The 13,862-nt window shown below is 46.0% G+C and carries 13 protein-coding genes, 2 tRNA genes and 3 pseudogenes; 12 read left to right on the top strand and 6 right to left on the bottom strand.

The annotated features are described in order from the left end of the window. Positions 1 to 95 precede the first annotated feature (95 nt). Positions 96 to 1,151 (bottom strand): annotated as a pseudogene (locus tag ACZM60_RS08880) (DUF3945 domain-containing protein); the annotation flags it as partial. A 202-nt stretch (positions 1,152 to 1,353) separates the two neighbouring features. Between ACZM60_RS08880 and ACZM60_RS08875 the strand changes: the two are divergent. The 8 genes and pseudogenes from ACZM60_RS08875 to ACZM60_RS08840 all read left to right on the top strand — a co-directional run bounded on the left by ACZM60_RS08875 (position 1,354) and on the right by ACZM60_RS08840 (position 6,387). Continuing rightward, positions 1,354 to 1,614 carry a DUF4099 domain-containing protein gene (locus ACZM60_RS08875; protein ID WP_489521308.1) on the top strand — a complete coding sequence of 87 codons (261 nt, stop codon included), beginning with the start codon at positions 1,354 to 1,356 and terminating at the stop codon, positions 1,612 to 1,614. 74 nt (positions 1,615 to 1,688) lie between these two features. Continuing rightward, entirely contained in the window at positions 1,689 to 3,458 is a 1,770-nt protein-coding gene (locus ACZM60_RS08870; RefSeq protein ID WP_489521307.1) for a DNA topoisomerase, read from the top strand. 291 nt (positions 3,459 to 3,749) lie between these two features. After that, on the top strand, positions 3,750 to 3,965 hold the full coding sequence (locus ACZM60_RS08865) for a hypothetical protein (RefSeq protein WP_489521306.1): 216 nt from the start codon (positions 3,750 to 3,752) through the stop codon (positions 3,963 to 3,965). Positions 3,966 to 3,984: 19 nt separating this feature from the next. Beyond that, positions 3,985 to 4,194: a hypothetical protein gene (locus ACZM60_RS08860; RefSeq protein WP_489521305.1), complete on the top strand. Its 210-nt coding sequence runs from the start codon at positions 3,985 to 3,987 to the stop codon at positions 4,192 to 4,194. 18 nt (positions 4,195 to 4,212) lie between these two features. Then, positions 4,213 to 5,273, top strand: a pseudogene (locus ACZM60_RS08855) (PRTRC system protein E). A 45-nt stretch (positions 5,274 to 5,318) separates the two neighbouring features. Continuing rightward, positions 5,319 to 5,540: a PRTRC system protein C gene (locus ACZM60_RS08850; protein WP_004326366.1), complete on the top strand. Its 222-nt coding sequence runs from the start codon at positions 5,319 to 5,321 to the stop codon at positions 5,538 to 5,540. A 36-nt stretch (positions 5,541 to 5,576) separates the two neighbouring features. Beyond that, positions 5,577 to 5,915 (top strand): hypothetical protein, encoded by a 339-nt coding sequence (locus ACZM60_RS08845; RefSeq protein ID WP_489521304.1) that lies wholly within the window; start codon positions 5,577 to 5,579, stop codon positions 5,913 to 5,915. Positions 5,916 to 5,919: 4 nt separating this feature from the next. Further along, positions 5,920 to 6,387, top strand: a complete 468-nt coding sequence (locus tag ACZM60_RS08840; protein WP_489521310.1) for a hypothetical protein — start codon at positions 5,920 to 5,922, stop codon at positions 6,385 to 6,387. Between the two features lie 7 nt (positions 6,388 to 6,394). Here the strand turns inward: ACZM60_RS08840 and ACZM60_RS08835 are convergent. The 5 genes and pseudogenes from ACZM60_RS08835 to lipB all read right to left on the bottom strand — a co-directional run. Further along, positions 6,395 to 6,526, bottom strand: a pseudogene (locus ACZM60_RS08835) (Arm DNA-binding domain-containing protein); the annotation flags it as partial. A gap of 267 nt (positions 6,527 to 6,793) precedes the next feature. Then, positions 6,794 to 6,866 (bottom strand) — tRNA-Lys (locus tag ACZM60_RS08830). A gap of 44 nt (positions 6,867 to 6,910) precedes the next feature. Continuing rightward, positions 6,911 to 6,983, bottom strand: a tRNA-Lys gene (locus ACZM60_RS08825). Positions 6,984 to 7,099: 116 nt separating this feature from the next. Further along, positions 7,100 to 7,576: a nucleoside-diphosphate kinase gene (gene ndk, locus ACZM60_RS08820; protein ID WP_021971556.1), complete on the bottom strand. Its 477-nt coding sequence runs from the start codon at positions 7,574 to 7,576 to the stop codon at positions 7,100 to 7,102. Positions 7,577 to 7,862: 286 nt separating this feature from the next. Next, positions 7,863 to 8,531, bottom strand: coding sequence for a lipoyl(octanoyl) transferase LipB (gene lipB / locus ACZM60_RS08815; protein ID WP_489521303.1), 669 nt, complete (start codon positions 8,529 to 8,531; stop codon positions 7,863 to 7,865). 190 nt (positions 8,532 to 8,721) lie between these two features. Here lipB and ACZM60_RS08810 point away from each other — a divergent pair, with 190 nt between their 5' ends. From ACZM60_RS08810 to gcvP, 4 genes are all read left to right on the top strand, one after another. Continuing rightward, entirely contained in the window at positions 8,722 to 9,570 is an 849-nt protein-coding gene (locus ACZM60_RS08810; protein WP_021971554.1) for an RsiV family protein, read from the top strand. A gap of 13 nt (positions 9,571 to 9,583) precedes the next feature. Beyond that, positions 9,584 to 10,210, top strand: a complete 627-nt coding sequence (gene rsmG / locus ACZM60_RS08805) for a 16S rRNA (guanine(527)-N(7))-methyltransferase RsmG (RefSeq protein ID WP_021971553.1) — start codon at positions 9,584 to 9,586, stop codon at positions 10,208 to 10,210. 18 nt (positions 10,211 to 10,228) lie between these two features. After that, the gene (locus ACZM60_RS08800) at positions 10,229 to 10,867 is read left to right on the top strand and encodes an MBL fold metallo-hydrolase (RefSeq protein ID WP_489521302.1); all 639 of its coding nucleotides are present in this window, start codon (positions 10,229 to 10,231) and stop codon (positions 10,865 to 10,867) included. 109 nt (positions 10,868 to 10,976) lie between these two features. Next, on the top strand, positions 10,977 to 13,826 hold the full coding sequence (gcvP, locus tag ACZM60_RS08795; RefSeq protein ID WP_489521301.1) for an aminomethyl-transferring glycine dehydrogenase: 2,850 nt from the start codon (positions 10,977 to 10,979) through the stop codon (positions 13,824 to 13,826). The last annotated feature ends 36 nt before the right edge of the window (positions 13,827 to 13,862 follow it).

Below are 13,862 nucleotides of genomic sequence, written 5' to 3'. Positions count from 1 at the left end.
ATTGTTTCTTTGAAAACAAACCGGATGCATTGCAAGGATACTATATTGAGGACTCAAAACAACTGGCCTTATTCTAAACTTATCCCGAACTCAGGTAGATAGGAATCGAACGGTTTGCCGTTGGGACCTTTCATACCCGTTACAAGGATGGCCTTTCCGTCCTGAAGATTTGCTCTTTCCTGTGCCGAAAGCAGGTGTCCGTAAACTTCAGCCGGGATGGTAGGTGCCTGTCGTTCGTTGAAACCGTCAGGAGTTCTGGAATACTGTGGTCTTCCGCTTGCCAGGTCCAGCTTGACGAATGACGAGAATTCCTCACCTTTACGGTTGATCATGTTCTCCAGATAGATGGGCTGTCCTTTGCGTAACGCTTCCTTGTCCTCCGGTGTGAGCTGTACCGAACAGATTTCCTTCGGTATGTAGATTTCTCCCGTTTCCGGATTGTGGCGCGTATATTGGAGACCGCCTGTTACCTTATCCATGGTAACGAAGGAGGAAAACAGTTCGCCGTTCTTTCGTTTCATATCCTCTACAAGGATGGTGTGGCCTTCGTTTAACGCTTTGAGCAGCATGGGGGAAAGCGGTACACCGCCAAGCGTCTGCTGGTTGAAAGCCTGGTCTTTCGGGAAAATAAATTCGATGCCTCTTCTTTCCGCATTGTATTGCAGATTGGCATTGAATTCCTTGCCTTGATTGGATTTCATGCCATCCACGAATATCTGTTCACCGTTTTTCAGTTTCTGAATTTCATCCGGAGTCAGAGTCACACCTTTGATTTCATTCGGGATATAGACATGCTCCTGTCGTACGGCTACCAGTTCGTTGGTATTCTTGTCGATGGAAATCAGACACGGCTCTGTCGTGTTACCACGCAGGTTAAGGTCAGCCACGCGTCCCATGTTCCCGCTTTCACGCAGGTTCTTCTTGTCCTCTTCCGTGAAGATATGTCCGAAATAAGGACGGTCCAGTTCCGGTTCTTTTCTGATACCGTGGATGCCCAGCATGACCTGCCCGCCGTTGGATATGAATAGCTTTGCGGTCAGTACCCCAGGAATGTTGAGTGTCAGCGGCATGGTCCTATTGGTCTTGTATCCTTTCAACATACTGTCAAGTTGTCCGGACTGCTCCAACATTTCCTTGGATATGCCGAACTTACCCCTATCTGAAAGTAAACGCAAACACCGGACAGCTGCAATATTTCCAGGAAAATCCGGATGTACGCCGTAATACCTCACAGCGTGCTTCACAGACTGACAATACCCAGCAGCAGGAACAGAAGAAGGGAGCAAAACAGGCTGTCTGACCTGAACGGGATTCAAATCATTCAAATCATCAATTACTAAAAAAGGAAAGAACATGAACAAGACCAATCATCATATCTACAAGGCTGAACAAATCGACTGGGAGAAACTGGAATCGGTAGGTATCAGCAGATTGCAAATTGAAAAAGACGGAAACATGGACCTGCTCCTTCGGGGAGAGGAAACCAATGTCATGTCCATTAAAATCAAGACACCTATATTTTCACTGACCATGGACGCCACACTCAGTCTGATTGAAGACGAGAATGGAAACCCGGTCATCAGCATAAACGGTATCAACCCTTCAGGTGAATAAATAGAATCCATAATGTATCATCTCTCTTTCCATACGGACTTACCGTATGGAAAGATATAAAAACAGAATTTATCATGATTGCCATATTAACAGACAAACCAAGTGTAGGAAAAGAAATCGGAAGAGTCATAGGTGCAACCAAAGTAAGAAACGGATATGTGGAAGGAAACGGCTACATGGTTACGTGGACTTTCGGGAACATGCTGTCACTGGCCATGCCGAAGGACTACGGAACCCAGAAGCTGGAACGAAACGATTTTCCTTTCATCCCGTCCAAATTTGAACTGATGGTACGGCATACACGCACCGAGAACGGATGGATACCGGAGATTGATGCCGTACTCCAGCTTAAAGTGATCGAGAGAGTGTTTCAGGCATGCGACACCATCATTGCGGCTACCGATGCCAGCCGTGACGGGGAAATGACATTCCGCTATGTCTATCAATACCTGAACTGTACACAGCCTTGCTTCCGTCTGTGGATTTCCTCTCTTACCGACGAGTCTGTGCGTAAAGGCATGGAAAATCTGAAACCGGACAGTTGCTACGACAGCCTGTTCCTTGCTGCCGACAGCCGCAACAAGGCAGACTGGATTCTCGGAATCAACGCCAGTTATGCCATGTGCAAGGCGACGGGCTTTGGCAACAACTCCCTCGGACGGGTACAGACACCGGTACTGGCCGCCATCAGCAGACGCTACCGTAAAAGGGAGAACCATATTTCATCGGACAGCTGGCCCATCTACATCAGCCTGCAAAAGGACGGCATCCTTTTCAAGATGCGCCGCACACAGGATCTTCCCGACAAAGAATCCGCAACAATGTTTTTTCAGGACTGCAAGCTGGCACATCAGGCACAGATTACAGGTATCAGTCACAGCGCAAAGGAAATACTTCCACCGGATCTGCTTGACCTGACACAACTTCAGAAGGAAGCGAACATCCGCTATGGTTTTACCGCATCGGAGGTATATGACATCGCACAGTCCCTTTATGAAAAGAAACTGATTTCCTACCCAAGGACTTCCAGCCGTTATCTGACGGAGGATGTGTTTGACTCGCTTTCACCAATCATGGCGCGTCTGCTATCATGGGATCTATTCCCTGCAGCTAAAGGAACTGGAGGTATTGACATATCCAATTTGTCCCGCCACGTAATAAGCGCAGAAAAAACCAATGTACATCATGCCATCATCATTACAGGTATCCGTCCCGGAAATCTGTCCGAAAAGGAAATACAGGTTTACAGACTTGTAGCCGGAAGGATGCTTGAAACATTCATGGCTCCATGCCGCATAGAAACGACAAATATTGAAGCGGTTTGTGCGGCACAACATTTCAAGGCCGAACAAACAAGAATCATTGAAGCCGGCTGGCATGATGTGTTTATGCGTTCCGACATGATCCCGACATCGGGATATTCCGTCAAAGAACTCCCCGAAGTGGAGAAAAGTGATACCCTGAATGTATGCGGATGCAACATGGTACACAAGAAACAGCTGCCGGTAGATCCGTTCACGGATGCAGAACTGGTGGAATACATGGAACTGAACGGACTGGGCACGGTATCTTCACGTACCAATATCATCCGTACACTGGTTAACCGCAAGTATATCCGTTATTCAGGTAGACATATCGTTCCGACCCCGAAAGGTATGTTCACCTACGAAACTATCCGTGGAAAGAAAATTGCGGATACTTCACTCACCGCAGACTGGGAAAAACAGCTGGCCGGACTTGAAAGCGGAATGATAACCGGACAGGACTTTCTGAACAGGATCAGGGCTCTCGCCAAGGAAATGACTGATGACATTTTCAACACCTATTCCACAAAAGAAGAATAACATCTATACCTAATCAACTAAGAGAATGCAGGCCGGAAGGTCTGCATTTTTTGTATCCGTACAGAAAAGAATCTGTTTTTCCGCTTTTAAGCGGCAAAGGTCTTGGATTGCCTGCCTTTTGCCGCAAGGCTGCCCTTATGGGCTTGGCTGGACAGGAAAAAATCATCCTCGCTGCGCTCCGGTATTTTTTCCTGCCAGGCCTTGCGCAAAAAGGCAATCCAAGAGGCCGGAGGCCTATAAAATCGGGAAAACACATCCCGATGGGATTATTCATTCATAAAATTAAGGATTATGAAACTACAGATTATCGAAAGTATCAGCAAGCATGCGGTAACCCTGGTACTGGTTATCGGAATACTTATGCTGACAGACAAAGGTATCATGCCTACCGGTATTATTGCAATGCTCCTGCTCACCGAAGGAATCATAGGATTTCTTTTCAGAGCTCTTCTACTGATTGTCAGGATAGTATTTATCTTTTTCATTGTCGGATTCCTGTTTTTCTAACCAATAAAAACCAACAGATATGAAAACAAATACATGTATATCTTCTGCTCCTGTCATGCCGGCTGTATGGCCACAGGGTGAACATATCAGACCGATCAAAAGACGTCTGCCCAATACAGTTGATGAGCCTAAAAACATCGGCTACTATCTGGAATCGCTGCGTGATATTTCCAGCAATCCTGACAGAGAGAATGTCCTGAAAGAATTCTTCAAGGAAACTTATGTATAACCATAAAATTTTTCAATTATGTTTTTTCAATCAATTTATCAGATGATTACAGCAGGTACGGATCTGAATATCAATATCCGTAAAGTGGACAACAGCCTGAGTGTGGCAGTCATGCCAAGGCGGAACAGTCTGAAGAGGATACGCGGCAGAACATGGTGCCACTGGTCGTGAACGGAACACCGGCAGAACTGGATATGGGCTTCCTGCAGACCATACTCCAACCGATACAGAAGGTACAGGGACTGCTTGTCAATGCGGAAAATTTCGAGAAACAGGCAGAAAAGGCTACATCACAGGCCAAATCATCCAAAACTCCAACAGTACCGGCTGAATCAAAGGAAGCCAGGGAAAAACGTGAAAAGATGGAAAAACTCCTCAAGAAGGCTGATGAAGCAACCGCCGCAAAAAGGTTCTCCGAAGCAATGACATGGCTGAAACAAGCACGGGTGCTGGCTCCTTCAGAAAAACAGAAGGAGATTGACGAAAAGATGCAGGAAGTACAGAAACAGGCCAGTGCAGGAAGCCTGTTCGGTATGGCAGAGGAACCGATGCCGGTAATTCCCCATCCACAAGGCAGCATGAACGGTCACCCACAATCAGGTATGCAAACAAGCATATTTCCGGAGCAGCAGACCCATGCTATGAATCCTGAACCTGTTATGCAGCCTGCTCCACAGCAGATTCCACAGGGAATGCCCCAACAGGTACATGACACGAATGGAGCATATATCCAACCGGCTCCAAACCGTCCCGTGATGCAAGGAGCAGGCAGCCAACAAGGTGCAACAATGCAGACTTATCCACAGCAGTCAGCATACCATCCTAAAACAGTTTCTTATCAACCACGACAGCCACAGCAACCGGCAAATGGCCATATACCAAACGGAACGGTACAAGTGCAGAACGGAAACGGACGGGAATACCAGGCTGCACCGGCTACTCATGATACATTCTGCTTCGATCCGGAAGACGAGAATGACAGGGAACTTCTAAGAGAGGACCCGTATGCGGAATATCCTGATTTTCCGGCTGAGTACCGTATGAAGGATGAGGCACAGGTAGAAATGGTATACTGTTGATATATAAAAATAAATGATTTGTAAAACCAATAAACTATAAACAATATGGCACTGGAAATTAAAGGAATGAAAAGAGTATTCAAAATGAAGAAGAACAGTCAGGAAATCGTACTGGACGATCCGAACGTAAACATGTCTCCGGCTGAAGTGATGGACTTCTATTCCATGAACTATCCGGAACTGACCACCGCAACCGTACACGGACCGGAAATCGAAGACGATCGGGCGGTATATGAATTCAAGACAACCATCGGAGTGAAAGGGTAAGAACATGAAAAAAGGACAACGTAAAAATAAGAAACCATGTACACAACTTACAGAACGGGCTTTGGAAAATTTAGCCAGATTTATCATATCGGAACTCGAAAATACAGACATAAGCCGGGGCATCAGGAACAGAAAGAAAAGAAAACTCCCTCCCGCAGAAAGCCTTATGGTTTTCTGAACACGAGAATACCTTCCATCGCTCCCGACCTGTATGTGGAGAATGACAGGAATGTAACGGTAAATATCACCACCAAAGAGAATCTTGATTTCCTTTACCGTTCAGCCATGAAGTATGCGCAGCTCCTGGATGTAGAGCTGCCATACCATCCTACAGGCAGGACTTCCATAAGAGAAAAAAATATGCCTGCTATATAATGCATTGGATTCCATAGTATCTCATCATGTGAATCTGGAACTTGTCGGTGACAGGCTCCAGTTCTGTATCTATCATTTCCATGAATGGCCTGATTACACCCTGTTCCTGATACCGATAGATTTTACAGAAAGACTGAAAGGTGAAATCAAAAGGATCACACTGGAGTTCATCAGACGGTTCATCAAGTATCACAGGATGATGGATATAACCGATACCCCTTATTTTGAGATGTCGGAAGTCTGTATCGATTATGTGGACTTTGAACAGCTTGATGAGGAAGAGAAAAAGGATTTGTACAGAAAGGAAAAGCTCTTCAAGTCATACGAGAAAGGAAGAATCCACAGGAAGCTGTGCCGGATGTACTCAAGGGCTTTCTGTAGGAATCTGGAAGAACATATCCGCAACTGTAATCCTTCCAGCGATTATTCAGTTCTTTTGCAACTTTGTCTTTTCCAAGAGCACATCCTTTAGCTGAACTCCAACGATTAACCAAAATACTGCGTTTAATTCGGATTTCGGCTATTTGCTTATTCAATGTCAAACGCAAACAAATTGGTGCCTCACCATTTTTCAGAAGTTTTGTTTTCTTAATAAAGAACAAAATGCTCATTGTTTCTCTTTCTTCTCTTGCCATAAACCAATTTCTTTTGTTGCTACAAATCTAATTTATTTACCACAAGATGAATCTATGCAAAACACTGATAAATAATGAAATAGAATCATATTCGTGGGACTTTTTTAGGGGCTAAAAAAAGTCCCACGAATAAGTCCTTTTTTTCTTTCCGAAAACTACCTTATTCTGCATAGTAAAAAACAAAAAAAGTTCTGAAAACCAATTGATTTTCAGAACTTTTCTACTTTTTGCATTAATGTGTTGTACACCCTCAGGGATTCGAACCCTGGACCCACTGATTAAGAGTCAGTTGCTCTACCAACTGAGCTAAGAGTGCATCCACTATAAATTGTCAAATTTCCCGTGCAACTTTCTTGAAAGTACACCCTCAGGGATTCGAACCCTGGACCCACTGATTAAGAGTCAGTTGCTCTACCAACTGAGCTAAGAGTGCATTTCCTTTCGTTTGCGGGTGCAAAAATATAACCTTTATTTGAATTGACCAAATAAAATGCAGGTAAATCTTACATTTTTCCTGCATTTTATTTTTGCCATTTCCATAAAACGTTGTTATACAAGCTTATACTCATCTTCATAATAAAGGTACTGCAATGCACTTTGTTTGTATTCGAACAGTTCTTCGGGGCGGAAAAAGCGATTAACCTCTTCGGTTGCCGTCTTGGGAGAGTCGGACGTATGGATAATGTTTTCCTGAGAACTTACACAATAATCCCCACGAATGGTACCGGGAATAGCTACACGACCGTTTGTTGCCCCTGTCATCGAACGCACAATCTGTACGGCATCTACTCCCTCGTAACAGCATACTACTACCGGAGATGCCATCATGGAATCTTTTACACGCTGGAAAAAAGGCTTTCCTGCCAGATGGGCATAGTGTTCGTTCAGTAAATCGTCGGTAAGCTGCATCATTTTCATTCCTGCCAGCCGGAGGCCCTTGCGCTCGAAACGGCTGGTAATTTCGCCGATCAAGCCACGCTGTACGGCAGATGGTTTTAATATAACCAATGTTTTTTCAAGACTCATAGTGTTTTTCCTTTTTTAAGTTTAACGGTTTCAAAGATAAATCTTTCTGCAGGAAAACAAAAATTTTGAGAAGAAAAAAGCCTTCGTGCACGATTTCTGTCGCATTTACCGGCCGCCTTACACCCTCTTTTCAGAATCGTATCTGCATGTTTCGCCGAAAACGTCTCGACGTTTTTTTAAAATTTGTACAAAAAATAAAATCTTTTGTACAAATTTCCCAGCATTCATGCCGACGAAAGATCCATTGCTCCGGCACAAGCTTCGGGAAACATCACAGCACAGATTTTCAACGACAGCCGGATGCGTTCAGACACGTGCAGAGCTCCTTTTCCAGCCTACTCCGTACCTCGGAGAAATCGACCTCATGCCCCACTTCCCGAGCGACGGACGTTACTCCCTTATCTATAAATCCGCAGGGATGGATGTAACCGAAATAGCGCAAATCGGTATTCACATTCAGGGCAAGTCCGTGCATCGTCACGAAATGACTGCTCCGCACGCCTATCGCACAAATCTTGCGTTCGTCTTTTGTTCCTGCGGCAAGCCACACGCCGGTAGCTCCGGCTACCCTCCCCGCCTCTATGCCATACGAAGCACATACGCGGATGACGGCTTCTTCCAGTGCATGAATGTAGTCTTTCAGTCCCAGATGAAAATCTTCAAGATTCAGTATCGGATAACAGACAAGCTGTCCCGGTCCGTGATAGGTAATATCTCCTCCACGGTCGATATGATACAATTCCGCACCAATCTGCTTCAACTGTTCTTCGCGCAGTAGCATGTTCGTTTCCTTACCGTGGCGTCCCAGTGTATAGACATGCGGATGTTCACAAAAAATCAAGCGGTTCTCGTAACTGTCGCCACAGGCACGTGCACGCACCAGTTCGTTGAACAATTCTGTCTGACGATCCCACGCTTCACGGTAAGGGACCATACCCCAATATTCTGTTTTCATAGATAGTATTTAAAATGAATTTCTTTGCTTTTATACAAACTTACACATTTTTTGGTTCGGCTCTACGGCTCTTCTGCAAATCTTTATCAAAATGACAGAAAGAACTTTTCTTTTCTCGTGCTTTATTCAAGAACTTGTGCTATATTTGTCGTATCGGAAGATTAAAATCACCATACTAAAAAATAGTATCATGAAGTCAACAAACATTTTATTTCCGTCGCTGGTATTAGGCATTGCAGGCGGATTTGTTTTTTCGGGCTGTGTAGAACAGAAACAGTCGCCGACCGCCGAGATTGACACGCTGAAAAAGGATACAACGGTATATCTGCAAGCCGGAAAGGAAACCCCGTCGTGCAAAATCAGCATCAGTTATGCTTATCTGAAACCTGCTTCGGACAAAGACTCCGTTTCCCTGCTTATTAATTCGGAAATACAGAAAGAGGCTTTCGGGCAACAGTATGCCGCTCTCTCTCCCGAGGCTTTTGTAACGACGCTGACAAACGATTTCATCCAGAACTACCATACGGATGTGAAGGATCTGTTCGAAGCCGACATGCACAACGGCATGAAGGCGGAAGATGTTCCGGCTTGGTATAATTATGAATACCAGATAAGCACCACGCTGGAGGCCGGATTAGACAGTAGTGTATGGAATTATTCTGCTGTCAACTTCCAATATACGGGAGGTGCACATCCCAACACGTATGCCAAGTACCTGAACTTCGACGCCAAGACAGGTAAAGTGCTTACTGCCGACGAGGTGTTCTCGAAGGAAGGTCATGCCAAAATCTGCTCGCTGATACTGAAAGAGCTTATCAAGGAAACCAACAAGAAGATGGAAACCGATACCATCACCAGTGTGGAAGGGCTTCAGTCGGTGGGCATCCTGCTGGATACGGATATCTATATTCCCGAGAACTTCCTGCTGGGCAAGGACGGTGTGACATTCTATTACAACCGTTATGAAATTGCTCCCTATTCGGCAGGCGACTTCAGTCTGACCGTTCCCTACGATGAAATTAGTGCTTATTTAAAATAATTGTTTCGCATACATGGATATTATTCTGAAATATTTTCCTGACTTAACTGATACGCAGAAAGAACAGTTTGCTGCTCTGTACGACTTATACACTGACTGGAACAGTAAAATCAACGTCATTTCGCGCAAGGATATCACTAACCTGTACGAACATCACGTGCTTCACTCGCTGGGCATTGCCAAGGTGATACAGTTCAAGCCGGGTACGAGTGTCATGGATCTGGGTACGGGAGGTGGCTTTCCGGGCATACCGCTTGCCATTCTTTTTCCCGATACGAAGTTCCATCTGGTAGACAGTATCGGAAAGAAAGTCAGGGTTGCTACCGAAATTGCCAACGCTATCGGACTGAAAAACGTTACTACCCGACACTGCCGTGCCGAGGAGGAAAAACAGTTGTTCGACTTTGTGGTGAGCCGTGCCGTCATGCCGCTTACCGACTTGCTGAAGATTATCCGCAAGAACATCAGCAGCGAACAGCATAACGCACTCCCCAACGGACTGATCTGCCTGAAGGGAGGAGAACTCGAAAGAGAGGTTATGCCGGTGAAGCATCAGACGATAGTGACTGACCTGAAGGATTTCTTCTCGGAAGAGTTCTTCGAAACCAAGAAAGTAGTATATGTCACTGTAAACAAGTAATAAAACACCGAAAATAAAATGAAGATAAAACGCTTTGAATTCAACATGTTTCCCGTCAACTGTTATGTCCTTTCCGACGAAACAGGGGAAGCTGCAATTATCGATGCCGGATGCTATTATCCGGAGGAGCAGCAGATGCTGAAAAAATACATCGACGAAAACAAGCTGACCGTAAAGCATCTGCTGAATACGCACCTGCATCTGGATCATATTTTCGGCAATCCGTTCCTCTTGCGCGAATTCGGATTGAAGGCAGAGGCATGCCGCCAAGATGAATTTCTGCTGGAAAAGCTGGCAGACCAGTGCCGCATGTTCGGCTTCCGCCCCAATGAAGAGGCTGTGCCCTTAGGACATTATGTGGAAGACGGCGAAAAGATTCGTTTTGGGAACACCGAACTGGAGGCGATTCATGTGCCCGGTCATTCTCCCGGAGGCATGGTGTATTACTGCAAGGCAGACAATTGCCTGTTCAGCGGTGATGTCTTGTTCCAGGGCAGCGTAGGACGTGCGGATTTGGAAGGAGGCGACTTCGGCGAACTGATAGAGCATGTTTCCAGCCGCCTGCTGACTTTGCCCGACGAAACGGTTGTTTACCCGGGACACGGTGAGTCCACTACCATCGGAAAAGAAAAGATGGATAATCCGTTCTTTAAATAAAGGAACAAAATTCATTACCACGATTCGTCTGAAACGCGCCGACGTTTTTCCATAAACATCGGCACGTTTTCACACTAAAATACTTTTACCTTTATAATACCTTGAAATCATGAAAACAGATGTTTTTGCCAATCGCCATATTGGCATTACCGAAAATGATCTTCCCAAAATGCTGGAAAGAATAGGAGTAAAGACATTAGACGGACTGATTGATAAGACCATTCCTGAAAAAATCCGACTGAAGGCTCCACTGGATTTGCCTCCTGCCATGACAGAACGGGAATTTGCCGAACACATCAGTAAGCTGGCTTCGATGAACAAAATATATAAATCGTATATAGGCACAGGCTGGTACGACTCGATTACTCCGGCTGTGATTCAGCGTAATGTATTCGAAAATCCGGTATGGTATACTTCGTATACGCCTTATCAGACGGAAATCTCACAAGGACGACTGGAAGCGCTGCTTAATTTCCAGACGGTGGTAAGTGACCTGACTGCCATGCCGCTGGCCAACTGCTCGTTGCTGGACGAGGCGACTGCGGCTGCTGAAGCTGCAACGATGATGCATGGATTGAGAAGCCGGGCGCAACAGAAGGCGGGTGCCAATACGTTATTTGTCGATCAGGAAATATTCCCGCAGAATCTTGCCGTTATCCGTACCCGTGCCATCCCGCAAGGTATGGAAGTGAAGGTGGGTAATTACAAGGAACTGGAGTTCACACCCGATATATTCGGTTGCATCGTACAGTACCCGAACAACAGTGGTAATGTAGAAGATTACCGGGAGTTTACGGAACGTGCGCATGCGGCAGGTTGCAAGGTAGCCGTGGATGCGGATATTCTGAGTCTTGCCTTGCTGGTTCCTCCTGGCGAATGGGGTGCCGACATCGTATTCGGAAGTACGCAGCGCCTCGGTATTCCGATGTTTTACGGTGGTCCTTCGGCTGCTTATTTCGCAACGCGTGATGAATATAAGCGTAACATGCCGGGACGTATCATCGGACTCTCGAAAGATAAGTATGGGAAAATTTGCTACCGTATGGCTCTACAGACGCGTGAACAGCATATCAAGCGTGAGAAGGCAACGTCGAATATCTGTACGGCGCAGGCGTTGCTGGCTACCATGGCTGGCTTCTATGCGGTGTACCACGGTGGTGAAGGTATAAAAGATATTGCCAAACGTATTCATAGTATCGCCAACTGGCTCAACAAGCAGTTGCTCCGTCTGGGGTATACGGAACGAAACTCGCTTTTCTTTGATACGCTTCGTCTGGGATTGCCCGACCATGTATCGGCTCAGAAATTGCGTACTATCGCACTGAGCAAGGAAGTGAACCTGCGTTATTACGACAACGGGGATGTGGGTATCAGTATCGATGAGGCTACTACCGTGGCAGATGCGAATCACCTGCTGATGATTTTCGGTATCGCTGCCGAGGAACCGGTACACGAAACGGAGGATATTCCGGAATCGTCTTCTCTGAACCGTGAACTGCGCCGCCGTTCGTCATTCCTCAGCCACGAGGTATTCAACCGTTATCATACGGAAACCGAAATGATGCGCTATATCAAGCGCTTGGAACGTAAGGATATTTCGCTTGCTCACTCGATGATTTCGCTGGGCTCGTGCACCATGAAACTGAATGCTGCTGCCGAAATGCTCCCGCTGAGCAATGCTGCGTGGATGAACATGCATCCGCTGGTTCCGGAAGATCAGGCACAGGGATATCATACACTGATTGAAAATCTTTCTTGCCAACTGCTGACGATTACAGGATTCGAAGGGATTACGCTTCAACCGAACTCGGGTGCTGCGGGAGAATATACGGGTCTGCGTATTATCCGCAGTTATCTGGAAAGTATCGGACAAGGTCATCGTAACCTGATTCTTATTCCGGCTTCGGCACATGGCACCAATCCGGCTTCGGCTGTACAGGCTGGATATGAAACATTGACGTGTGCTTGTGACGAACGGGGAAATGTGGATGTAGAAGATCTTCGCCAGAAAGCGGAAGAGCATAAGGATCAGCTTGCTGCGCTGATGATTACTTATCCGTCTACTCACGGTATTTTCGAAAGTGATATTGCCGAGATCTGTAAGATCATTCATCGTTGCGGTGCTCAGGTATATATGGATGGTGCCAACATGAATGCGCAAGTTGGACTGACTAATCCGGGTACTATCGGTGCTGATGTGTGTCACCTGAATTTGCACAAGACGTTTGCCAGCCCTCACGGCGGCGGCGGCCCGGGTGTAGGTCCGGTATGTGTGGCCAAGCATCTGATTCCGTTCCTCCCGGGACATGCACTCTTCGGCAACGAACAGAATGAGGTTTCTGCTGCTCCTTACGGTAGTGCAGGTATCTTGCCTATTACGTATGCTTATATTTGCATGATGGGGGCTGAAGGACTTGAAAGGGCTACCAAGACAGCAATTCTGAATGCAAATTATCTTGCAGCCTCGCTGAATGATACGTATGGTACGGTTTACCGCGGAACCAATGGATTTGTAGGACATGAGATGATTCTGGAATGCAGAAAGATTCACGAAGAAAGTGGCATCACCGAGAATGATATTGCCAAAAGACTGATGGATTACGGTTATCATGCTCCTACTCTCTCCTTCCCTGTGCATGGTACATTGATGATTGAACCTACGGAAAGTGAAAGTTTGTATGAGTTGGATAATTTTATCGAAACCATGCTCAGCATCTGGCATGAAATAGAGGAAATCAAAAGCGGTGATGCTTCGAAGGAAGACAATGTGCTGGTTAATGCCCCGCATCCGGAATATGAAGCGGTAAGCAATAAGTGGCAGCATATGTATAGCCGCGAAAAGGCAGTATATCCTACGGAAAGTGTTCGCGAAAATAAGTTCTGGATTAATGTCGCACGTGTAGACAATACGTTGGGCGACCGCAAGTTGTTGCCTACCCGTTACGGCAGCTTCGACTAAAGAACGGATAGCCACAAAAAAATATCGGGACTGCCC

The sequence above is a fragment of the Phocaeicola sp. genome, assembly GCF_057861905.1.
Note: the sequence above shows the minus strand (reverse complement) of the source record. Positions and strands in the feature narration are given on the sequence as shown.

What these genes read in the sequence shown, in the direction of transcription:
- ACZM60_RS08875 (WP_489521308.1), top strand. Translation starts at nt 1,354, where the DNA reads ATGAACAAGACCAATCATCATATCTACAAGGCTGAACAAATCGACTGG.
- ACZM60_RS08870 (WP_489521307.1), top strand. Translation starts at nt 1,689, where the DNA reads ATGATTGCCATATTAACAGACAAACCAAGTGTAGGAAAAGAAATCGGA.
- ACZM60_RS08865 (WP_489521306.1), top strand. Translation starts at nt 3,750, where the DNA reads ATGAAACTACAGATTATCGAAAGTATCAGCAAGCATGCGGTAACCCTG.
- ACZM60_RS08860 (WP_489521305.1), top strand. Translation starts at nt 3,985, where the DNA reads ATGAAAACAAATACATGTATATCTTCTGCTCCTGTCATGCCGGCTGTA.
- ACZM60_RS08850 (WP_004326366.1), top strand. Translation starts at nt 5,319, where the DNA reads ATGGCACTGGAAATTAAAGGAATGAAAAGAGTATTCAAAATGAAGAAG.
- ACZM60_RS08845 (WP_489521304.1), top strand. Translation starts at nt 5,577, where the DNA reads ATGTACACAACTTACAGAACGGGCTTTGGAAAATTTAGCCAGATTTAT.
- ndk (WP_021971556.1), bottom strand. Translation starts at nt 7,576, where the DNA reads ATGAGTCTTGAAAAAACATTGGTTATATTAAAACCATCTGCCGTACAG.
- lipB (WP_489521303.1), bottom strand. Translation starts at nt 8,531, where the DNA reads ATGAAAACAGAATATTGGGGTATGGTCCCTTACCGTGAAGCGTGGGAT.
- ACZM60_RS08810 (WP_021971554.1), top strand. Translation starts at nt 8,722, where the DNA reads ATGAAGTCAACAAACATTTTATTTCCGTCGCTGGTATTAGGCATTGCA.
- rsmG (WP_021971553.1), top strand. Translation starts at nt 9,584, where the DNA reads ATGGATATTATTCTGAAATATTTTCCTGACTTAACTGATACGCAGAAA.
- ACZM60_RS08800 (WP_489521302.1), top strand. Translation starts at nt 10,229, where the DNA reads ATGAAGATAAAACGCTTTGAATTCAACATGTTTCCCGTCAACTGTTAT.
- gcvP (WP_489521301.1), top strand. Translation starts at nt 10,977, where the DNA reads ATGAAAACAGATGTTTTTGCCAATCGCCATATTGGCATTACCGAAAAT.